The organism is Anaerobutyricum hallii DSM 3353 (assembly GCF_000173975.1).
Classification (GTDB): domain Bacteria; phylum Bacillota; class Clostridia; order Lachnospirales; family Lachnospiraceae; genus Anaerobutyricum; species Anaerobutyricum hallii.
In genome coordinates this window covers 1-23,704 of record NZ_ACEP01000085.1, presented here as the reverse complement: position 1 = coordinate 23,704, position 23,704 = coordinate 1, and the positions used below count along the sequence as shown (strand labels likewise).

Below are 23,704 nucleotides of genomic sequence, written 5' to 3'. Positions count from 1 at the left end.
GGTAGTGGGTTTCCGCCTATGGCAAACGAAAGGATTTTATTTATGAAAAAGCTCATTGAAAATTTTATCATCATTATGGTACTTACTATTGCCATATTATTCTCATATGCTTTAATAGAGAAAAAAATAAGTGGACGCAGCAGTTCGGAATTTATAAATTTCCTTTTCAGTACGCAGGAAAAGGCTTCCAGTAATAAATCTTCTGTTACTTCTAATAAAGGAAACAGCAAAAAAGGAAATAATTCATCCACGCAGTCGGCAGATACTATGAATTATCGTGCTGTCTGGCTCAGTTATTTAGAATTTAACAGCTATCGGAAGTCTGTAAAAAATAATAATGAAAGCAGCTTCCGAAAGTTTTATAAACATATTTTACAACAGATAAAGACTATTGGCTGTAACAGGATTATCGTACAGGTCCGCCCTTTTGGAGATGCTCTTTATGCATCAGATTATTTTCCGTGGGCAGCCTGCATTTCCGGAACACAAGGGAAAAATCCTGGATATGATCCTCTGAAAATCATGACAGAAATGAGTCATAAAGAGGGCATTTCTATTGAAGCCTGGATTAACCCGTATCGTATCTCCTCCGGTAATTCTATTCGCAGTCTTTCTAAAACAAATCCCGCCAGAAAATGGTTCTCCGTTCAAAACACAAAAAGAAATATTTTATCTTATGAAGGCAGTCTTTATTATAATCCTTCTTCAGAGAGTGTAAGAAATCTTATTATACAGGGCGTAAAAGAAATCGTACAAAATTATAATGTAGATGGCATTCATATGGATGATTATTTTTATCCTTCCTTTACTGAGAAAAATGTAACAACAGCATTTGATGCTCCAGAGTATAAACAACAGCTGAAAACAAATTTGTCATCCACGGATTCAACATCGCTCACTTCTGCAGATAAATCCTCAAATGAAATCTCTTTAGCAGATTGGAGACGTGATAACGTAAATCGACTTGTATCCGGAATTTATAAAGCTGTAAAAGAAATCAACTCAGATGTTACTTTTGGAATCAGCCCTGCCGGAAATTTAGATAATCTACGGAGTGATTTAGAATATTATGTAGATATTGATACATGGGTGTCCCAAAATGGATATGTCGATTATTTAATGCCACAGATATACTGGGGATTTACAAACGAAGTGGCTCCATTTGATAAAGTGACTGATGCGTGGTGCATTCTTATGGAGAACTCACCAGTAAAACTTTATATTGGACTCCAGCTTTATCGGATGGGTAGTACTGAACCAGGACAATCGGATGAAAAAGAACTTCAAAAAACCTCCCTGCTGAAAAAAGAACTTTCCTATCTAAAAAAGCAGAAAAAAATAGAAGGATACTGCCTGTTTAGCTATCAGTATCTTGATTGCCAAAATAAAAAATATCATTTTGATGCAGAGCAATTTTCCACAAAAAGAAAAAAACTTTTAAATCAGATTGTAAAATCCTTTAAAAACAATTCATAGGATCTGTTTGAAAAACAAAAAACGACATCCTTCAACAAATTTCATTCCACTATTGGTATATCTATGATATATTGAAAAAGAGAAAATATTCTTGAAAAATTACATTTGGAGGGGAAAACATGAAGAAAACAAAATTACGACTGTTGTTACTCTTACTTTTTATTGGAGGACTTATTATCCTTCCACAAAAAACCAAAGCTGCTGAAAAAGCTGCTGATATTATTCCGGTAAATATTTCCGTAAAATACGGACAAACAGAAGCTCGAACCATTTTTGATATGATTAATGAGATGCGAACAAACCCTTACGATACGTGGTGTTGGGATGCATATGACAATGAAAAAATCCCTTGTCCGAACTTAGAAGAACTTAAGTATGACTACGATCTTGAACGAGTAGCTATGAAACGTGCTGCGGAAATCGCATTATCTTATGAGCATGAACGTCCAATGGGGGGTAAAGTTTGGGACATTTATAATGAAGAAAACATTAAATGGCTTGCAGCCGGTGAAAATATCTCTGTCGGTCATACAACGGCTGCCGAAGCAAATTTGGGTTGGAGAGAAGATGATGAGCCTTATGCTGGACAGGGACATCGTAGAAACATGCTTTCTTCCGATTATAATTGTGTCGGAATTGGCCACGTTTATTATAATGGAGTACATTACTGGGTAGAAGTATTTGCAAATAGACCGGAGATAAATACAACGGAAATTCCGGCAAACGACAGTACAGAAACGGTTTCAGTTTCTGTAGATAAAAAGAAAATCAAAACGGTCGATGTAACATTTGACCAGGATGCCTATTCCTTACGAATAGGAGAGAACATAACACCAATAATTACAGAGACCAGAATAGATGTTGTTAATTTCTCGTCACAGGGAAGAGGCTTAGCACCTGTTCTGGATACCCCTGTTGTCTCAATAGACGATTCCTCAGTAGCATCCTATAACAATAATCAGCTTTCTGGTTTAAAGGAGGGTACAACAAATCTGAGTGCAACCCTTTATGGTATGACTGCATCAGGTTCGACAGTATCTGTCCATGATTGTAAGAATCATTGGGACACTGGAAAAGTTACTAAAAAGTCAACATGTACAGAACCTGGAGAAAAAACTTTTACCTGTAGCATCTGTAGGCAAACTACAAAAAAAGAAAGCGTTCCTGCAACTGGACATAATTATGCGTCAGCCTGGACTACAGATATAGCTGCAACCTGTGAAAAAACAGGTACAGAAAGCCGCCATTGTCAAAATGAAAACTGTACAGCAACAACAGAGCAAAGAAGTATTGCTGCTTTAGGTCATAACTGGAAAGATAATGGAGACGAAACTGCTATATGTACTCGTAACGGATGTAAGGCAACACATACTCATGCATGGGATTCTGGAACAATAACTACAGAGCCAACCTGTACAGCGCAAGGAGAAAGAACATATCATTGTACCTATGAAGAAAATGGAATTTGTACAGCTACAAAAACAGAAGCTGTAAAAAAACTTGGGCATAGGTATATCCTAACAAAAAGAGATAAACCAACTTGTGAAAGTGATGGCATTCTTTACGGTAAATGTAGCCGCTGTTCAAAAACGATCACTCAGCAAGATACCAAAAATCCAGCATTAGGACATGATTGGAAAGACAATGGGGATGGAACCGCAACATGTAGCCGAGAAGGTTGTGGAAAGAATCATACTCATGATTTAGATTCAGGAACAACAACAGTAGAACCAACTTGTACAGCCACTGGAGAAAAAGAATATTGTTGCACTTATATAAACTGTCCTTATAAAAAAACGGAAACCTTAAAAGCAACCAATCATAAGAACAAAGAAACTAGAAATGGAGAAAAAACAACCTGTCAAAAAGAAGGTTATACCGGAGATATCTATTGTAAAGATTGCGGAATACTGATTTCTTCTGGAAAAGTAACTAAGAAATATGACCATGACTGGGATAGAGGTACAGTTACAAAAGAAGCTACCTGTAAGGAAGAAGGAAGCGTAACCTACAGATGCGAAAACTGTGATGAGACAGAAACAGTTAGCATTAAAAAGACTGCACATAATTACAAAATAATGGAACAGAAGGATGCTACATGCACAGAAAATGGATATTCGATTTCTGCTTGTCAGACCTGTAATGATAAGAAAAAAGAAGAAATTGTTGCAAAGGGTCATTCCAAAGGAATTAGAAATAAAAAAACTGCAACCTGCAAAGCGGAAGGATATACGGGAGATACCTATTGCCGTATTTGTAAGACCCTTTTAGAAGAAGGAAAGATTCTTCCAAAGTTAGAACATCAGTGGAATGATGGCACAGTAACAAAAAGAGCTACTTATCAGGCAGCAGGAGAACTTACATACCGCTGTAGGAAGTGTACAGCAAAAAGGATAATTTCCATAGAAAAATTAGCTTATCCAAAGGCAGGTACATCATATACTATTTCTGGAAACGAGTATAAAATATCAAAGCCAGGAGCAGAGGTAATTCTTGTTAAAACAAGTAAAACTACCAAAAATGTAACCGTTCCAGCCCAAATTTATGTACAGGGAATAACCTACAAAGTAACTTCCATTGGAGCGAAGGCCTTTAACAATAATAAAAATCTTACAAAAGTAACGATAGGAACAAATATTATAAAAATCAATAGCAATGCATTCTTTAATTGTAAGAATCTAAAAACTGTCACCATAAAATCTGTGCGCTTAACAAAAAAAGCTGCAAATAAAAAAGCTTTTAAAAATGCTCACAAAAAGCTTGTTATTCGGGTGCCTAAGAAGGTAAAAAAGATTTATAAGAAGATTTTTAAAGGGCTGAAAGTAAAATAGTAAGAAGATTACCAATGAAAAAAGGTCAGAAAATGCTGGCCTTTTTTCATTGAATTTAAGTCGAGCCTCCTAAATTATAAAGTTGAAAACCTAGAACGTAAATAGTAGATATATAAAGCGGTTACAGATACTCTTTTTTTACAACTATTCGTTAAAGTTGGATTTCGCGAATAGTTAGAGAACTCTTCTGATTTGATTCAGCTATGGCAAAACTGACGCCATAAGAAATAAACCTCTTTATATCTGTGACTTTAGTCGCTACGTGTTGGATGTTCGCCCTTATGCTCGCATCCAGCACTTGCTCCGAGGCCACAGATGTTTATACTCACTCAATCTCCTTATAAAACCATCGAATTCAGGGACATAATATCTTTTTCTCTTCCAGCTATATATCCTTGTAAAATAATATAACGTCACTTTACGTTATATTACGCAAAAATAATCCTATATTTAAATTGTTTTCTAATTTTCTAATAGAAATATTTTTATTTTATTCAATACTTTTCCAATCTATTCTTGAAAATAAAAAAGCATCCTATTTCTCTAAGGAATTTAAGAATGCTTTTTTATAGCTGCTTAGCCTGACAAATTATTACTTAATCTCAACAACTTCGTAATCTTTATCTTCAACTGTTTTCTTTAAGACATCATCTGCAATCTCTTTTTCTAAAGTAACTACAGCCGTCCCCTTCTCATGGCTTACTTCTGCTGAAGCTACCTCTGGAAGTGCTTCTAATGCTTTCTTTACTGCTGCTTCACAGTGTCCGCACATCATTCCTTTGATATTCATTGTCTTTGTCATTTCATTTACCTCTTTCTTTTCATTATTATTTATGTTAATTAAACTAACATCTATCGCTTTTTTCTTCTTTTTATCTTTTTTTGTACTTCGAATATTTAACAGGTTTAAACGTAATGCGTTTGTAACAACACAGAAACTGGATAAACTCATTGCTGCCGCTCCAAACATTGGATTTAATTTCCATCCTAATACTGGGATTAACAGACCAGCTGCCAGAGGAATTCCAATTGTGTTATAGAAAAATGCCCAGAATAAGTTTTCGTGGATATTTCGTAATACGCCTCGGCTTAAGCGGATTGCAGCCGGAACATCCGCGAGTTTACTCTTCATCAATACAACATCGGCGGCATCCATCGCTACATCGGTACCTGCTCCGATTGCGATTCCTACATCAGCGCGAGTTAAAGCGGGAGCATCATTAATTCCATCACCAACCATAGCAACTTTTCCTTTTTCGCCTAATGCACGAATAACGCTTTCCTTTCCATCTGGAAGAACGCCTGCGATTACATTATCTACACCTGCCTGTTCTCCGATTGCCCTTGCGGTACGCTCATTATCTCCGGTGAGCATTACAACATGAATCCCCATCGCCTTTAACTCTTTAATTGCCTGTGGGCTATCTTCCTTAATTACGTCAGCTACGGCGATAATTCCAAGCAGATGATTATCTTTTGCAAAGAAAAGTGGTGTTTTTCCGGCAGACGCTAATTGCTCTGCACTATGTTTTATTTTTTCAGAGATAGATAAACTCTTTTCTATAAAAAGTAAGTTACCACCTATAAGTGTTTTATTATTTAATGTTCCAGTAAGTCCATTACCAGGAACAGCCTGAAAATCTTCTACAACAGGAACGGTGAATTTTTTCTCATCGCCATATTCTACAATTGCCTTTGCTAACGGATGCTCACTCTTCTTTTCCAGTGAAAATGCTGTTTCTAAAAGCTCCTGTTCACTGATTCCGTCAACCGAAAGAATATCCGTTACTTTCGGTTGGCCAGTTGTAATCGTTCCGGTCTTATCTAAGGCAACAATATCGACTTTGCCTGCTTCTTCTAAAGATACCGCCGTCTTAAATAAAATACCATTCTTTGCACCAACGCCATTACCAACCATAATCGCTACTGGTGTCGCAAGACCTAACGCACAGGGACAACTGATCACAAGAACAGAAATACCTCTTGCAAGGGCAAATCCAACTGTCTGTCCGGCAAGAAGCCAGCCAATAATCGTGATAACCGCAATCGTAATAACTGCCGGTACAAAAATACCAGACACTTTATCAGCAATCTTGGCGATAGGCGCTTTTGTTGCTGCTGCATCACTTACCATCTTAATAATCTGGGAAAGGGTTGTATCCTCTCCTACTCTTGTAGCCTCACATTTTAAAAATCCAGATTGGTTAATTGTTGCTGCAGAAACATTGTCTCCTTCTGCCTTATCTACTGGAATACTCTCTCCAGTAAGAGCTGCCTCATCAATTGCACTGTTTCCTTCAAGAACAATACCATCTACCGGTATACTCTCGCCCGGTTTTACAAGAAAAATATCGCCCTTTTTCACTTGTTCTGCGGAAATGATCTGTTCCTGACCATTACGAACAACGGTAGCCATCTTCGGAGCAAGATTCATAAGACTTTTTAATGCATCTGTTGTCTTTCCTTTTGAATATGCCTCTAATGTTTTACCAAGAGTAATCAGTGTAAGAATCATGGCAGCAGATTCAAAATAGAATTCATGCATATAGCTCATAACAAGCTTATTATTACCTGCAGTCTGTGCTGCCGTCATTGCGAACAAGGCATACGTACTATAGCTAAATGCTGCCGTTGCCCCCATCGCAACCAGGGTATCCATATTTGGTGCCCTGTGAATAAGGCTTGTAAATCCACTGATAAAGAAACGCTGATTGATTACCATAATAATTACGGTAAATAAAAGCTGTGCAAGCCCCATGCCTACATGATTATTATTTAAAAATCCCGGCAATGGCCAGTTCCACATCATATGTCCCATGGAAAGGTACATAAGTGGCATTAAAAAGATAAGAGAAATAATTAATCTCTTTAATAGCTTTGGTGTTTCTGTATCTGCCAGAGCTTCCGCTCCCTGACTACTCTCTTTCTCGGCTCCTTTTACAGAAGCATGGTAACCGGCCTTTTCTACTGCAGCAACAATATCTGTTGAAAGAGCTGTTCCCTCTACTCCCATAGAATTCGTTAAAAGATTCACCGAAACACTTGTAACACCAGGAACTTTAGAGACCACTTTCTCTACACGCGCCTGACATGCGGCACAAGTCATTCCGGTTACGTTATACTGCTCCATCTGTTTTTATCCTCCTGTCAAATTTATTATTATGTTTTTAAAATGTATCTTTATATCATGAATTCAAGAATGCCCCGGTATTCTTGCTGCGAGATGCGCGTCATGCGAGGTGGGAATCATCTCACATCCGATATACCTAAAAACGATACTTTCTTCTGAATGATTAAATTACTGAAAATTGTTACTTCATAAGCTTCTGCAATGTGGATACTAATTCTTCCACAACCTCATCATTTCCCGCCTGAATATTTTCTTTTACACAGGTACGGATATGATTTGCAATCAATACTTTATTAAAGCTATTCAATGCTGCATTAATTGCAGATACCTGTGTAAGAATATCAATACAGTACGCATCATTCTCCAACATCGACCGAACACCACGAACCTGTCCTTCGATACGGCTTAAACGATTGAGCAAGGCCTTAAATTCTTTTTCTGAACGAACTTTCTTCTTTACACTGCAATTTTGACACTTCGGTTGAGAAGAATTGCTTTTAAAACTATCATTCGCTCCACAATGACAAGATAAAGAAATATCTTCTTTATTATTACAACACTCTCCCATAGCATTCTCCCTTCTGTAAATTTTATTCTTTATCAGATAAATGGGATTATATACCCTGTGAGGGTATTTTGCAAGTGTTATTTAAAAAAAATTATTATTACAAGTTAGAATAAAAAAGGACCTATCCTTTGTAGTGATAAATCCTTTAAATTCAAAAATTTTCAATATTTTATTTCAAAATAATCCAGATACTGTTTATATCTATCCTGTGCTGTCAGGCAAGTATCTCTCAGATACCCCTTTTCATTATCCCATTCTTTTAAACCACGGTAATAATACATTTTTAAATTATCCTCAATAATGAAAGGAACAATGTTATATTTCAGACATTCTTTGAACATAATAATTCTTCCAACGCGACCGTTTCCATCTTGAAACGGATGTATTCTTTCGAACTTTACATGAAAATCTAAAATATCGTCAAATGATACCGTCTGTTTTTTATTGTATTCGTTAAGCAATTTTTCTATTGTACTTTTTACTTTTTCAGGTGGTGTGGTAATCAAATCTCCCACCATATTTTTCCTTGATTTATATTCGCCCACGTTAAACCATGAAATTCTACTATCAGATGTATTTGTCTTTAATATTTTATGAGTATTTTTAATAAAATCCTCGTCTAATATATCATTTGCAGAATCAATCATATAATCAAAACATTGAAAATGATTAATAGTTTCCATTATATCATCAATATTTGCTGGTTCTTGTTCAAAGCTGATTGTATTGGTTTCATATATTTATAAATACACGTAGTATTCTCTTGATAAAATGATTTAATAATTTCCATAATTAACCATACTATAATCCCATGTAATAGTATCTAATAAAAGGAATTCTTCTGTTCCTATTGGTTTGCCATCCCGATATGTGGAAAATACATCGCATGATATCACATTTTTCTTTTTTGTAATAGTTTCCATCGGAGTATGCCCGACTACCTGCAGGAATTGTTGTGATTTATACATCTTCACATCTGTATACTGTGGTCTGAGCCAGATTGGGGATCCATCATACCACATCTTCATTTCTCCAAGATGATTAACATAATCTAAAACATCATCTACATCATCATATTTTGATTTAGGAACATGCAGATTAACAAAGTCTTTCGACATCCCTGCATGAGAAAACAAAACATTATCAATTCGATGCACATACTTTATTAGATTACCCTCTGGCAATACTTCCTTTAAATCAATCAATTTCTTTTGTACAGTATAAGCGGCCATAGGGCTATATCCCGTTTCCAACTTATGCCAGACATAACTTAAATCATGATTTCCGTAGCACCAGGCGGTATCGGGATATTTTTTTGCAAAACTGATAGCTGCATCATAAGTTTGCTCATAAAGTGAGATGTCAAACTGCTTGTTCCAGTCATCAGGAATATCCATCAGACAAACAGCTCTTTTCGCAATTCCCCTCTCCATTAATTCTGCTGCCTGTTTAAACATAAATGGTTTCAAATGAACATCTGGTATTATAAGAACCTTCATACATGTTTTCCCCCTTTTTAGAGCGTGTTTGAAAAATCATTCCTTACGATAAATAAACAACTTCTTTAATATTTTCGACTATTTTTTTATTATACAAATAACAATCTCTTTTTACCTACAATGCCTGATATAAAATCCCATATAACTCCCTCATATAAAATGTTGGAAATAACCACCAGGCAGTATGTCCTGATACTGCTCCAACAGAAAAACCAAGTGATTTTGCTATCTGTGAAGCACGATACTGATGATATTCACTCGTTGCAATCGCTATATTGTTCCCCAATCCTTTTTCTTCCATTATTTTTTTAGAAAATCGCAGATTTTCCCTCGTAGAAGTTGATTTATCTTCTTTTATGATTCTTGAAGAATTAATTCCCTTCTTTGTTAGGTATCGGTACATACACTCCGCTTCACTGATTTTTTCTCCCTCGCCCATTCCACCAGATACAATACATTGTGAATTGGGATTTTCCTCTAAATAAATGAGGGCGGCATCTAACCTTTCACGCAAAGAGCGGCTGGCATGTTCGCCGTATACTTTACATCCAAGTACAATAAGTGTTGCATTCTCCTGCGGCTTTTTTGCTGATGCCTTTACGATAAGAACGGTTTCGATAACAGCAGTTATAACTACAATGCCAATAGCAATTGCCATAATACCAATCACACATTTTCCCAAAAAATATTTTTGCAAATAAAATATTCCTTGCTGAAAATTCTTATAAAAAATGCCCCCTATCAGTAAAATACCACTGACCACTAACCCTGTAAGATTCCCAATATTTAAAATTCGGTGAGTGAATAATGGAATGCTGAACCATATGAAAAAAACTGTACCTGCTAGAATTATTAAACTATGTATCATTTTCAATTTCTAAGACCTGCCTTTCTTATTTTGTAAATTTTCAATTGCGTATTCGTAATTGAATTTATTCTAATACTTTAAAAGTATATCATATCAAGCTTTTCCTAGCCATATTTTACGATTCTCTTCTTTTTCCCCCTTTTATTTTACACGATAAAAGAACTATACTTTCGTTCCCTTTTAATTGTTAAATGAATAATTTCTGGCTGCCTACAAACAGGTCTCATCATATCAAAATATTTATGTGTAGTTGTATAAAAGTTCAATACAAAAAAGTTCAAGAATATTTATTTTGTATTGAACTTTATTTTTCTTTATGCTATACTCTACCTAACTTTTACGAAAAAAATAAAGTAAATTGAACTTGTGATTCAATTACAAAAAATAGAAAGGAGCAGCTACATGATTCAAAAAGAAGTCTTCTCAGAACGATTAAAAGCTGCCATGAAGAAGCAGAACCTAAAGCAGATTGACCTTGTACGAGCGGCACAAGTACAGGGAATTAAACTTGGAAAAAGTCATGTAAGCCAGTATGTAAGCGGTAAAACAGTTCCACGAACGGATATTTTACTGTTTCTGGCGAAAACATTACAGGTAGAGGAAGAATGGTTAATTGGAGTATCTAATGTGGAATCTGATACAGAAATCTCTGCCACTAATAGAAATATATTAGATACAAACAAAACCATATTAGGAAATAGTAACAAAGAAAATTCAGAAGCACTTACAATGTCTGCTAAAAGACAGAAAAGTTCAATTTTCGAAGCAGAAATTATAAGTGATATCAATAAGAATATACAAACAACTTCTGCAGCAACTATTAGCAGGAATATTAGCAATAAAGAGGGGAAAAAAATGCGTGAATTTAAGAAATCATCCAAATTAGACAATGTTTTATATGATGTGAGAGGACCGGTTGTTGATGAAGCCACCCGTATGGAAGAAGCCGGAACTCATGTTTTAAAATTAAATATTGGTAATCCTGCTCCATTTGGTTTCCGTACACCAGATGAAGTCATCTATGATATGCGTCAACAGTTAACAGATTGTGAAGGATATTCCAATGCAATGGGACTCTTTTCAGCCAGAAAAGCAATCATGCAGTACGCACAGCTAAAACATATCCCAAATGTAAATATTAACGATATCTACACCGGAAATGGAGTTAGTGAACTGATTAATCTTTGTATGTCCGCACTTCTTGATAATGGAGACGAAATCCTGATTCCTTCTCCAGATTACCCATTATGGACTGCTTGTGCTACATTAGCTGGCGGAAAACCTGTTCACTATATTTGTGATGAAGAATCCGAATGGTATCCAGACATTGATGATATCCGCAAAAAAAATCAATGACCGCACAAAGGCCATTGTTATCATCAATCCAAACAACCCAACAGGTGCGCTATACCCAAAGGAGGTATTAGAGCAGATTGTACAGGTAGCAAGAGAACATCAGTTAATCATTTTTTCTGATGAAATCTATGACCGTCTTGTTATGGATGGTGAAAAACATATTTCCATCGCTTCTCTCGCACCGGATTTATTCTGTGTAACATTCAGCGGATTATCCAAATCACATATGATTGCCGGTTTCCGTGTCGGCTGGATGATTTTAAGTGGAAATAAGGCTATGGCAAAAGACTATATTGAGGGATTAAACATGCTCTCTAATATGCGTCTCTGCTCCAATGTTCCAGGCCAGTCCATCGTACAGACGGCACTTGGCGGTCACCAGAGCGTAGAAGATTATATTATGCCAGGTGGAAGAATTTATGAACAACGTGAATTTATTTACAAAGCGCTGACAGACATCCCAGGAATCAGTGCCGTAAAACCAAAGGCAGCCTTTTACATTTTCCCCAAAATTGATACGAAAAAGTTCAACATCGTGAACGATGAACAATTCGTATTAGATCTCCTTCGTGAAAAGAAAGTCCTTCTCATTCACGGTGGTGGATTTAACTGGCAGCAGCCCGACCACTTCCGTGTGGTATATTTACCGCGAATTGAGGTATTAAAAAAGGCAACAGATAGTATGGCAGACTTCTTAAATCACTATCATCAGTAATTTACTATTTAATTCATTAAGAGACAGACGCCCGGGAAGAGAACCGATACCCTATATTTGTGACTTTAGTCGCAGCGGTTTAAATGCTCGCTTTATGCGCTCGCATCTAAACCTTGCTCCGAGACCACAAATATGCCTTATTGGGAGCAGTGGCTTCGTCTGTAGTGTATCTAATGAATTAAATAGCAATTAACTCTTTTCCTAATTCTTCATCGGCATAGAGTATATTTATGTATTCGCCCAGTAATGCAGCATGAAGTGCTTCTTTTTTCTCAAGTCCAGAAGCAACTCCAATTTTACATGGAATTTTTTTCAGTTCTTCTAATGTAATGCTAATACGTCTTTTTGCAAAAGAACTGCTTACCGCTTCTCCCCGTGCATCAAAGAAGCAGGTGCAGACATCTCCTACCGCTCCTTTTTCTTCTAGTTCAATAAAGTCTTCTTCTTTTAAAGAACCGGAACGATATAGAATGGTATTCCGACTCAGATTACCTACTCCAAAGAGAGCAATCTGGCATTCTCGTGCTAATGTGAGTGCGGCAGAGATATTTCTTTCTTTTTTTAGCATCTCTGCAATCTCGGCAGAATCTACTGCGACTGGTGCTGGAATGACATAAGCTTCCCCGTGTCCTGCTCTGGCAATTGCCTGTGACAAATCATCTGCACCGACAGGAACAGATGTCTCATTCGTTTTTCCATTAATCTGCACCACTTTCACGTTATGCACGCCCAAATCAGAAACATAATTTGCAAAGCTTTTCATGGTACGCCCCCAGGCAGTTCCGATAATACTTCCGTCATTTAAATAGGAAGATAAATCTTTTGCTGCTGCTCTACAGACATCTTCCTGTACTGCAACAGGCGCATCTGAAAGCTTTGGAACGAGAAATACTTTCTCTAAATTATACTTTTTCTTTAAAGAAGCAGATAGTTCCTCGTTAGATAACACAGGATATTCCACAGTAATTTTGATATATCCCATCTCTTCTGCTTTCTTTAACATTCTACTGACAGTTGATACAGACATTCCCTCTTCCTGTGCGATAACCTTCTGATCCATATGCGATTCATAATACTTTTTAGCTACTCGAATTATTTTAATTATTTTATCATTTTTCATACTTTTCCCCCACAGCCATGCCGTATTTATCAATTTATTATAAAGTATCAACGACACTGTGTCAATCTGTACAGAATAAAAAGTGAAAATATTTGCAAAAAAATATATGTGAAAATATAAACATAAAAATATTTGCATTTTTTATTGACTTAATATTAAAATCCTGTTATACTGCAACAAGTGGGTATTTAAAGATGTTAATACTCCGGCATATGTTATGTGATTCCTATGTTTTCACATAAGAATATGTATTTATAATTGTATGTTCCTAATCAGATTTTTGCATGGCATCTCCTGTGCAGATTTGATTATTCAACATTTTCAGGAAGAGTTATCCTGAATTTCTTTCTCCCGAAGGTTCTTTCACTTCTGTTTCTATTTCTATTTCCCTACTCTACTACAGTTCCAAAAAGAAACTTCGGGTGAAAGGATTTTATTGTAAGTTGCGAAAGGTGGAAATCAACATTTGTTAATTTCCACCTTTATTTTTTTAATAGATAATTTATCAGAAAAAATATAAAAAATTTGTCTCTCTACAAAAATAGAGCGTATTTAAAACCCCAACGCCAAGGATGATGCCATGTATAGCTGCCAGATTAAGCATAAAATAATAAGCAAAAATGTATATTTCATTCATTTTTCTTTTTTACTAAATGACAGATTGTTGTCATCATTTTTTCTATATTTAAAGGTTTTGCCAGATGAGCATTCATCCCTACGGCAATGCACTTTTCAGCATCTTCCTGAAATGCATTCGCTGTCATAGCTATAATCGGTATTGTTTTTGCATCTGAACGTTCTAACGACCTGATTTTCTTCGTAGCTGTATATCCATCCATAACAGGCATCATCAGATCCATTAAAATTGCATCAAATGTTCCTGCCGGTTTCTCTTTAAATAATTTCACTGCCTGCTGTCCATCTTCCACTCGGGTAATCAACGCTCCGACATCTTCGAGAACTGTCTTCGCTATTTCCGCATTCAGCTCATTATCCTCTACAAGGAGAATTCTTGTTCCTTTTATCGTGTGAATTGCGGGTGGCTTCATGGCATTCTGATTTCCATATACCTCTTCTTTCGATGCTATGTCAAAAGAAAGATCTACCGTAAATTTTGTTCCAATGCCCTGTCTGCTTTCTACCTGAATACTTCCATCCATCAGTTCTATCATGGATTTGATAATAGAAAGTCCCAGCCCTGTTCCCTGCACCTTATTTTCTGTAGTGGTATGTTCTCTGGAAAATTCTTCATAGACATGCGGAAGATATTCTTCACTCATACCAATGCCCGTATCTTCACATGAAAAAATATAATGTATCTTTGAAGGATTCTCTGATGCGGCCTCATGTATTTCTACATAGATTGAATGTCCCTCCGGGGTATACTTTATAGCATTGCTGATAATATTCAGCATAATCTCCTGTAACTTTGTCTGATCACAGACAACATAATGATGTCTTATATCTAAATCGGCATAATACTGCAGATTCTTCTTTCTGATATCCTCTTCAAACACTGTATTTACCCTGTGAAATAATGCATCCATATCCTCAGCTTTTAATTGTAATACCGCTGTACCGCTTTCAATCCGGGCCATTTCCAAAATCTGATTGATAATCATCAGCAGAAGATTACTGGAAGACTGTATCTTTCCCAGATATTCTTTTGCCTTTTTTTCATTCTGCAGATTCTTCTCTAACAAACCGGAAAAACCCACAATTGCATTCATCGGAGTTCGGATATCATGGCTCATATTGAATAAAAATCTTGTTTTTGCCTCGCTGGCGTTTTTTGCCTGTTCAGCAGATTTTTTCAGCTCCGCTTCATATTGTCTTTCCCTGTGTTTTTTGCTGAATATCAAATAAAATACTGTAGCAACCAATAATGAGTATACATAAGAAACGACAATACACATAATCCAGTAAGAACGTGGAATCCATCCCTCTGAAGGGATAATGTCAAAATACCATGTGTTATTGGGAACTGTGCATTCTACTGTCAGAATGTTGTCCGGCATATCATCCTGACTTTCTGCCAGAATAATCCTATCGTTGCCGTCTCTGTCATAGCTCCAGATTCTGTAGCAGAAATCTGCATCACTTAAATAATCAAGATTTATTTCATCAATGAAACGATTCCAGTCAATCACCAGAATCACAAATCCCCAGAACTCCCCTTTGTCTGAATTACTATCCTGATAAACTGGATTAAAAAGCAGTGCTCCTGTTCCTCCCTGCTTTAACTGGTATGGTCCCCCAATCGTATATTTTCCGCTATCCCTTGCCACAACTGCATCCTTTTTTCGCTCATGCTCCTGTAGCATATCCAGTCCAAAGGCTCCCTCATTTTCCTGTTTCGGATAAATGTCTGTAACAATACCCTCAGGTGCCAGCTCAAATGCCTTTATCACACCATCTTCATTTGGAATCTTTTCTGCCAGTTCAGAAAACGTATTCTCATCCAGATTTTCTCCGGCACTGATATAATTTCCCAGAAGATTAGAGAGCATGATATACTGATCCAGTCTTGCCCTGACTCTTTTCTCCGTAACCTGCGCCATATATTTTCCAGTTGTCTTTTCATTCTTTTCCAGATTATGGAGTAGAAAAATACCAACAAAAAATGCTGTCAGAAAAGCAGTCAATCCAACAATATAACAATATATTTTTATCTTTTTATACGGTCCGCTGTCCTTTTTCATTCTGCTATACCTCTGTTATTCTTTACCCGATTACTGACACATCTGATTACCAGCACAGAACTTCCTGCAGATTCTGTATCTGTGGTTCAATTCCTGATGCACACCATTCAAATGTATTTTTAAAACTTCCTTCTTTTCTGAATTCCATTCAAAAATATACGCTCTGTCTGCTGCTGTATATTTTCCAACACTCTTTAGTATAGATGGTGTCATGTCATCCAGCTGCTTTTCATTCTCTGCCTGACTCATAAAAGAAATCTTATGAAGGATTTCATCCATGTAATGCAATTTACTTTTTATATCATCTCTGTATTCTTCCATATAACTTTTCCCCGGTTTATAATTATTAGCTGCCTGTCCCTAACCAATATTCTCAAAATAAAAAAAGCACTGTCTTTTCAGGCAATGCATCTTAAACGTTGTAACTGGCTGCTATTTTGCAGATCCTATAGCTTTGTGTCCCAGACTTTCGGCTGATTTGCTGACGAATCTTTTTCTTTTATTATACATTTTTTCTTGAAATAAGTCTATTGCAAATTTGTCCGTAAAATTTTTCCGTAAAAAGAAAAAAGATGGCTAACGACAACCATCTTCTCTCTGTTCTATATTATAATGATAAGAAAAAAACAGTGCTTTACTTCGCACACTCCATAATTATCGCTTCACATCTGTCATATCCAAGCTGTGAACTGTTCAGGCACAACGTGTAATTGCTGGCTTTTCCCCATTTTTGATCCGTATAAAAGTTATAATTTGTCATACGTCTTTTATCTATATCCGCTATCATTTTGACAGCTTCCTTCTCTTCTACATTATATAAGCCCATGATACGCTGTATTTTTTCCGGCATATCCCCATAAATAAATACATTCAATACATCGTTCCGGTCTTTTAGGATAAAATCTGCATTTCTTCCAATAATTACACAGGACTCTTTCTCTGCCAGTTCCAATATAACCTTTCTCTGTGCCTCATATACCATATCCTCAACGGATTTTCCTGTAATATCACGTCCGGCAAGTGCATAGGCAAATAATCCTTTTTTGGGAGATAGCTCTGCGCTTTCCTGAATATATTCTGGTGATAAACCAGACTTTTCTGCAATCTCACTAATGATATTTTTATCATAGTAAGTAATTCCAAGTTTTTTTGCGACTTCCTCCCCGATAAAGCGTCCACCGCTTCCAAATTCTCTGCTGATTGTAATAATTCTTTTTGCCATTTCCAGTTCCTCCTTAATTTAAAACATCGACCTTATTTTTTCTGATTTTCTTTAAAAATACATATCCTGCCAGACATGCAATGACTTCAGTAATCGGAAACGCCCACCAAATCAGGGAGACTCCCATCTGACCATTTCTGACAAATAAAGAAAAAACTCCTGCCAGTGGCAGAATGATAATAAGCTGTCTTAGAAGTGAAATAACCAATGATTCCATACCACCATCCAGCGCCTGATAAATTCCCTGATAAGCAACATTAATTCCCGCAAACAGAAAACTAATAGAAATCACTCTCATCGCACTGATAAAATATTCTCTTGACTGTCCTGCATTAAACAGCGTTGCAAAAGCTCCAGGGAAAATCTCTGTAATTGCAATTCCCAAAATCATTAATACAATCGTATAGAGAAGCCCATATTTGATTCCATCCTGAATTCTTTTTTTACTTCTCATTCCATAAGCAAATGCAATGATCGGGGTGATCGCATCTCGCAGACCAAACGCAAGGAAGAGAACAAACTGCTGAACTTTATAAAACAACCCATAGGCTGTCTGCGCTGACGGATTGAACTTCAAAATCAGATTCATTACATAAACCATAATAGACATCAGAGCCTGAGCAATAATTGCCGGAAGTCCGATTGCATAAATTTCTTTTATAATGCCAATATCCGGCTTCATATATTTCGCATCATGTTCAAATTCCTTATTCAATTTCATATGAAAAATTAACAGTAACACTGCGGATGCTACCTGACCAATTACCGTTGCATAAGCTGCACCTTTTACACCCATTTCAGGAAAAGGTCCTATACCATAGATCATAATAGGATCAAGAATAATATTTACAACTGCACCAACTACCTGTCCGATTGTAGAATAAAGAGAACGGCCTGTTGCCTGTAATAACTTTTCAAATAGTGAAAAGAAGATAATACCAAAAGAAATCACGCAGCATATCCTCAAATAGCTGACTCCCATCTCAAGCACTTCTGTATCTACTGTCTGCGATGAAATATATGCTTTTACTCCAAAGATACCAAATAAGAAACAAACCACATAAATAATCACACCAAGAAACAAACTGTTTCCTGCTACCTTTGCAGCTTTTTTGCTGTTTCCCTGTCCAAGTGTCCTTGCAAGAAGTGCATTGGTTCCTACACCTGTTCCGATTCCCACCGCAACCATAAGCATCTGCACCGGGAATACGAGTGTCAGTGCATTTAATGCCGCTTCACTGCCTACTCTCATATTTCCTACAAATGCACTGTCTACAATGTTATAGACCGCCTGCAATGCCATAGATAGGATCATTGGAATTCCCATCTGGATCATCAGCTTATTCACTGACATATCTTTCATCTTGTTACTTTCTGCCATTTTGTTTTAGCTCCTCTCTTTTTGCACAAAAAAAGTGTGTGCCTTGTCATATAAGCTGGACTTACGCTGACAGGCTACACACTTTTTTATGCAATATTAGTTTTTAACAAAAAAACGAGCAGCTGGTAAACTGGATTTACGCTTACTTGCTACTCGTTTGTTATAATTATATTTCCTGTTTTTTAAAAAGTCAAACAAAAATTTTTCTTCTTATTTTTCAAATGCCTTACTCTCGAATCTCATTCCCTAAAAAATACTATCACGTTTGCAGGCTATGCACTTTTGGGTGCTGAACATCTCTGTTCCAAATGCGATTATCATGCAGAGCACTGGAAACCAACAGCAGTAGAAAAGGAATATTTTGTATGACTTTATTTTATCATGAATTTCGAATATTAATTGATTTCAATTATGAAGTGTGCTAAAATGAATCTTGCAGATTAAGGCATTGTATAAAACAATGCCATTATTTATGTCTAAAGAAAAAGAAAGAGAGTATGGTATTTATGAAAGAAAAGAAAAAAATGTCGCTGGCGATGCAGATATTTATTGCTCTTGTTCTGGCTATCGCTGCCGGATTACTCCTGCAAAAGCATGCCCAGTTTGCCGAAACGTATATCAAACCGTTTGGAACAATTTTTTTGAACCTGCTTAAGTTCATTGTTGTTCCTATCGTATTATTTTCCATCATGTGCGGAATCATTTCCATGCGTGATATAAAAAAAGTTGGCGCCATTGGTTTAAAAACAGTTGTTTACTATATGTGTACTACTGCTTTTGCCATTACAATCGGACTGATCGGTGGTAATTTATTTAAGAAAATGTTCCCTGTAATTGCAACCACAGACTTATCCTACCAGGTTGGTGAGAAAACATCTTTGATGGATACTATCGTAAATATTTTCCCATCCAACTTCATCTCCCCGATGGCTGAGGCAAATATGCTACAGGTTATCGTTATGGCATTATTAATCGGTTTTGCGATTATTCTTGTTGGAGAAGAAAAAAATACCCGTATCATTACAGCATGTAACGATTTAAACGATGTATTTATGAAATGTATGGAAATGATCTTAAAGTTATCTCCTATTGGTGTGTTCTGCCTGCTTTGTCCAGTTGTTGCAGCAAACGGTGCAACCATCATTGGTTCCCTTGCGATGGTACTTTTAGCAGCCTATGTATGTTATATCGTTCATGCAGTTGTCGTTTATTCTTTCGCAGTAAAAACAATCGGTGGAATCAGCCCTCTTACTTTCTTTAAAGAAATGCTTCCGGCAATCATGTTTGCATTTTCCAGTGCTTCATCCGTCGGAACACTTCCTATTAACATGGAATGTACAGAGAAACTTGGAACTTCCAGAGAAATCGCCTCTTTTATCCTTCCACTTGGTGCAACAATCAACATGGACGGAACTGCCATTTATCAGGGTGTATGTGCGATTTTTATTGCTTCCTGCTACGGAATCCACCTTACACTGCCGCAGATGCTTACAATCATCTTTACTGCTACTTTAGCTTCAATCGGTACTGCCGGCGTTCCTGGAGCGGGAATGGTTATGCTTGCAATGGTACTTACTTCCGTTGGACTTCCTGTTGACGGAATTGCTTTAGTAGCTGGTGTAGACCGTATCTTTGATATGGGACGTACTACGGTAAATATCACTGGCGATGCTTCTTGCTGCGTTATTGTTTCAAATCTTGAGAAGAAACGCGAAGCGAGAAAGATGGCAAAATCAATGTAATAGCGAACAAAAAATAATTTAAACATCCTTAACAGACGAAAATAAAAAGAAAGCTATATAACAGATGCTTAGTATCCCTGTACTCTTAATGTCTGGTCATATTAAGAGTTTGCTCTAATGCATATCTTGTTATATGGCTTTCTTTTTATTTTTTTGTGTTAGAGCGTGTTTGAAACACGCTCTAGTACTTTTATGTTATTATCTGCCATTTATCGCTTTAAAATAAGCTTTTGATGCATGTATTGTGAACACCGTATTCAAGAATACCCCTGCATTCTTGCTACGAGATGCGCGTAAATATTCGCATAAAATCCCTTATTTTTATCTACTTATAGGCTATTCGTATAGCAAAGAGGTATATGGAATGTTTTCTGACATATTTTTTGATTTCAACGTTGCTTTTAGGAATAAAAAGCGGATTTTTCTACCATATTTTTACTTTTTGATGTTTATTTTTAAATACTCACCCCATATCTGGGATTAATTACAATATATTAATTAATATTAATTATAAAAATGCGTCTTGCACTTTCTTTTTAGATGTTGTATGCTGTAAAAAAGGTTTTTGAGGCATTTTAGAGTATTTTAGGGGCAATATACCCTTATCAAAACTTAACAGTATTGATAAAGTCTCAGAAACAACGGAAAATGGGGCTGTGAGCCTTATCAAAACTTATTATCAAAAGTGGAGGATTTTAAATGGTTTACGGATACTGCCGAGTATCAACGAAGGGACAGGCGAAGGATGGAAACAGTATAGAGGCACAGGAAGCGGCAGTAAGAGAAGCAGGTGCAGAAGAAATATACGCAGATGCATTTACAGGGACAAAAAAGCACAGACCACAGTTAGACAAGTTGCTAAAAGTGATACAGAACGGTGACAAAGTTGTAGTAACAAAGCTGGACCGAATTGCAAGGAGTGCGACACAGGGAATCGCCCTTATAGATATGATGCTTGATAAGGGCGTTACGGTGCATATTTTAAATATGGGTATTATGGATAATACACCTACCGGCAGGCTGATTCGAACGATTATGCTTGCCTTTGCTGAGTTTGAACGTGATATGATCGTTGAAAGAACGCAGGAGGGGAAAGCAATCGCAAAGCAAAAAGACGATTTTAAAGAAGGAAGGCCAAGAATCAGCAAAATAAAGATTGATCATGCGCTATCGCTTTTAGACGAGGGATATAGTTATAAGCAAGTGGAGCGAATGACTGGAATCAGTACTGCTACGCTTGCCAGAAGAAAAAGAGAACGGCTTTTGGAAGAGGATTCTTAGTTTCAATAAAGCTTTTTTCTTTCTATTATAAAAATATTACCGTGTACCATTATACCATGCACTATTATAATAGGAAGAAACGCATTTAAAGATATTTTTTATGCAAAATAGAAAGAAAACACTGTTGTCAAATTACACAAATACAATTATAAGAATTATAATATACATTTTGATGCTAAAAATTTTATCATAATGTGTCTTTAAGAAATTGGAGGAACTTATTATGGCGAATTTTGCAATCGCAGCCGACGAAAATGTCATCGCTCGCGGCAATAAACTAATAGAAGAATTACAGGAACCAGGTGAAAAAAAAGGTGTTACACTAAACCGTCTTTTTGATCTTGTGTCCACTCATCTGCAGGAAGACCAATTAAAAAGAAGCGGCGTTGATACCGAGGCATTAGATGCTTCAATCACAAATATCCGCAATTTGTTTACTGCTGCCCTCTCCGGCAAAGAAGAAATCCGAGCTGAATATGAACGCCGTATGGCAGAACTTCGTGAAAGCAAAGAAGAATTAGAAAAAAACTATAAGATACAGCTTGGTAAACTCGCTTCCGAAAAGGAAGATGCTTTGCGAAAGTATACTGATTTAAAGGAATTACAGGAAACTGCAGAGACTGCGAGAAAGGCAGCAGAAGAACAGGCTGCTTCTGCCGTAAATCTTGTAAAAGAAAAAGAGAAGACAAATATTATGCTCACGGAAAAGCTCCGTGATGCTGAACAAAAAGCTGGAAATTACGATACCTTAGAAAAAGAAAATGCTTCTTTAAAGCAAAAAGTCTCTGATTTACAATTCAAAATAAAAGATTACGAGAAAAATGAACTTCTACATATCAAAGAAATCGAACAATTAAAGAAAGAAGCACACAAAAATTCTGTCACTATCGAAAAGCTAAATACAGAGAAATACAAAGAGCATGAAACAATACAGGCACAACTCTCCGAAAAGACTAAACTTCTCTCTGAACAGGAAAAAGAACTAAATGTGTTGCATATTCAACTTGCCGAGCAATCAAAAGAATCTGAACTTATTAAAGAACGAGCTGTCATCGAAAAAGAACGGGAAATGCTCTCCAAGATAGAAGAACTTAGGAATGCACTTGACGAAGCAAAAGAAGAAAAATATAACTTACGGCTTCAGCTGACTAAGTTACAAAAATAATGTCAAGTGGGTAACAGACGCAATTCACCTCCACCTTAGGTGTCCACTGAAAAACTGATTTTGCGTACAATATATAACACGCTCTAATAGTCATATTTTATTTTGTGTTGATTTGCACACCAAAAGGACTTTTTCAGTGGCCTATCTTAAAAGTTTGAGGATAAAATTTTTTGTCCTAATAACAGCTAATCAAACTGGTTAAATAGAAACTCCAAAAATTCTTTAATCTCATCCGTCACTTTTTCTTTGTTCCATGCAAGTAAAACTTCTGTAATCAACTCATCACTATCAATTTTATAAACAAAACATTTATCTGCTAAAGGACGCATGGATGCCTTAAATTGCTTTGCCATCATAGATACAGTAGATGGTGCCAGTCCAATATGAATTGTTGCTACTTCATTTGCCTTGATTACTTCTCTTTTTGTAATATCTGCCATTGTGAGCAGACTTCCAGCTCTTATGTATAACGCTTTTCCCGCTTCTGTAAGAGTAGTATTTTTTGCACCTCGTACAAAAAGCTTTACACCAAGTTCTTCTTCTAACATTTTAATTTGATAACTAAGCGGAGGCTGTGTCATATGGAGATTTCGTGCTGCTCCACTGATTGTTCCTGCATCTACGATTGCCCGAAAATATTCTAATTGT

Annotated in this window: 15 protein-coding genes and 2 pseudogenes; 6 read left to right on the top strand and 11 right to left on the bottom strand. The window is 36.5% G+C overall.

Annotated elements, in window-relative coordinates; all coding sequences use genetic code 11:
- Both EUBHAL_RS08310 and EUBHAL_RS08305 read left to right on the top strand, forming a co-directional pair.
- Positions 1-1,476: glycoside hydrolase family 10-like protein (locus tag EUBHAL_RS08310; RefSeq protein WP_005347958.1), on the top strand; the 1,476-nt coding region annotated here is incomplete at its 5' end.
- A 119-nt stretch (positions 1,477-1,595) separates the two neighbouring features.
- A complete protein-coding gene (locus tag EUBHAL_RS08305; protein WP_005347956.1) occupies positions 1,596-4,307 on the top strand; it encodes a leucine-rich repeat protein in 2,712 nt (903 codons plus the stop codon).
- A gap of 592 nt (positions 4,308-4,899) precedes the next feature.
- Here the strand turns inward: EUBHAL_RS08305 and EUBHAL_RS08300 are convergent.
- From EUBHAL_RS08300 to EUBHAL_RS08280, 5 genes and pseudogenes are all read right to left on the bottom strand, one after another.
- Positions 4,900-7,437 (bottom strand): heavy metal translocating P-type ATPase, encoded by a 2,538-nt coding sequence (locus EUBHAL_RS08300; RefSeq protein ID WP_005347954.1) that lies wholly within the window; start codon positions 7,435-7,437, stop codon positions 4,900-4,902.
- Between the two features lie 181 nt (positions 7,438-7,618).
- Entirely contained in the window at positions 7,619-8,005 is a 387-nt protein-coding gene (locus tag EUBHAL_RS08295; RefSeq protein ID WP_005347951.1) for a metal-sensing transcriptional repressor, read from the bottom strand.
- A 161-nt stretch (positions 8,006-8,166) separates the two neighbouring features.
- A pseudogene (locus EUBHAL_RS08290) lies at positions 8,167-8,745 on the bottom strand (Fic family protein); the annotation flags it as partial.
- A 36-nt stretch (positions 8,746-8,781) separates the two neighbouring features.
- Complete coding sequence (locus tag EUBHAL_RS08285; protein ID WP_005347947.1) at positions 8,782-9,504, bottom strand: metallophosphoesterase; 723 nt, start codon at positions 9,502-9,504, stop codon at positions 8,782-8,784.
- A 115-nt stretch (positions 9,505-9,619) separates the two neighbouring features.
- On the bottom strand, positions 9,620-10,186 hold the full coding sequence (locus tag EUBHAL_RS08280; protein ID WP_167534397.1) for a YdcF family protein: 567 nt from the start codon (positions 10,184-10,186) through the stop codon (positions 9,620-9,622).
- Positions 10,187-10,774: 588 nt separating this feature from the next.
- On the opposite strand from EUBHAL_RS08280, the pseudogene EUBHAL_RS16830 reads away from it, so the two are divergent.
- Positions 10,775-12,443: pseudogene (locus tag EUBHAL_RS16830) on the top strand (aminotransferase class I/II-fold pyridoxal phosphate-dependent enzyme).
- Between the two features lie 178 nt (positions 12,444-12,621).
- Here the strand turns inward: EUBHAL_RS16830 and EUBHAL_RS08270 are convergent.
- From EUBHAL_RS08270 to EUBHAL_RS08250, 5 genes are all read right to left on the bottom strand, one after another.
- The gene (locus tag EUBHAL_RS08270; protein ID WP_022169478.1) at positions 12,622-13,563 is read right to left on the bottom strand and encodes a sugar-binding transcriptional regulator; all 942 of its coding nucleotides are present in this window, start codon (positions 13,561-13,563) and stop codon (positions 12,622-12,624) included.
- A gap of 629 nt (positions 13,564-14,192) precedes the next feature.
- On the bottom strand, positions 14,193-16,265 hold the full coding sequence (locus tag EUBHAL_RS08265) for a sensor histidine kinase (RefSeq protein WP_005347942.1): 2,073 nt from the start codon (positions 16,263-16,265) through the stop codon (positions 14,193-14,195).
- A gap of 30 nt (positions 16,266-16,295) precedes the next feature.
- On the bottom strand, positions 16,296-16,586 hold the full coding sequence (locus EUBHAL_RS08260) for a hypothetical protein (protein WP_005347940.1): 291 nt from the start codon (positions 16,584-16,586) through the stop codon (positions 16,296-16,298).
- Positions 16,587-16,899: 313 nt separating this feature from the next.
- Positions 16,900-17,487, bottom strand: coding sequence for a cytidylate kinase-like family protein (locus tag EUBHAL_RS08255; protein WP_005347938.1), 588 nt, complete (start codon positions 17,485-17,487; stop codon positions 16,900-16,902).
- Positions 17,488-17,500: 13 nt separating this feature from the next.
- Complete coding sequence (locus EUBHAL_RS08250) at positions 17,501-18,868, bottom strand: MATE family efflux transporter (RefSeq protein ID WP_005347935.1); 1,368 nt, start codon at positions 18,866-18,868, stop codon at positions 17,501-17,503.
- A gap of 506 nt (positions 18,869-19,374) precedes the next feature.
- Here EUBHAL_RS08250 and EUBHAL_RS08245 point away from each other — a divergent pair.
- The 3 genes from EUBHAL_RS08245 (at position 19,375) to EUBHAL_RS08235 (ending at position 23,056) form a co-directional block, all read left to right on the top strand.
- Positions 19,375-20,610 (top strand): dicarboxylate/amino acid:cation symporter, encoded by a 1,236-nt coding sequence (locus tag EUBHAL_RS08245; RefSeq protein WP_022169833.1) that lies wholly within the window; start codon positions 19,375-19,377, stop codon positions 20,608-20,610.
- Between the two features lie 699 nt (positions 20,611-21,309).
- On the top strand, positions 21,310-21,891 hold the full coding sequence (locus EUBHAL_RS08240; protein WP_005347916.1) for a recombinase family protein: 582 nt from the start codon (positions 21,310-21,312) through the stop codon (positions 21,889-21,891).
- A 223-nt stretch (positions 21,892-22,114) separates the two neighbouring features.
- A complete protein-coding gene (locus EUBHAL_RS08235; protein WP_005347915.1) occupies positions 22,115-23,056 on the top strand; it encodes a coiled-coil domain-containing protein in 942 nt (313 codons plus the stop codon).
- Between the two features lie 185 nt (positions 23,057-23,241).
- Here the strand turns inward: EUBHAL_RS08235 and EUBHAL_RS16360 are convergent.
- The coding region (locus tag EUBHAL_RS16360) for a LysR family transcriptional regulator (protein ID WP_005347914.1) at positions 23,242-23,704 on the bottom strand (463 nt) is incomplete at its 5' end.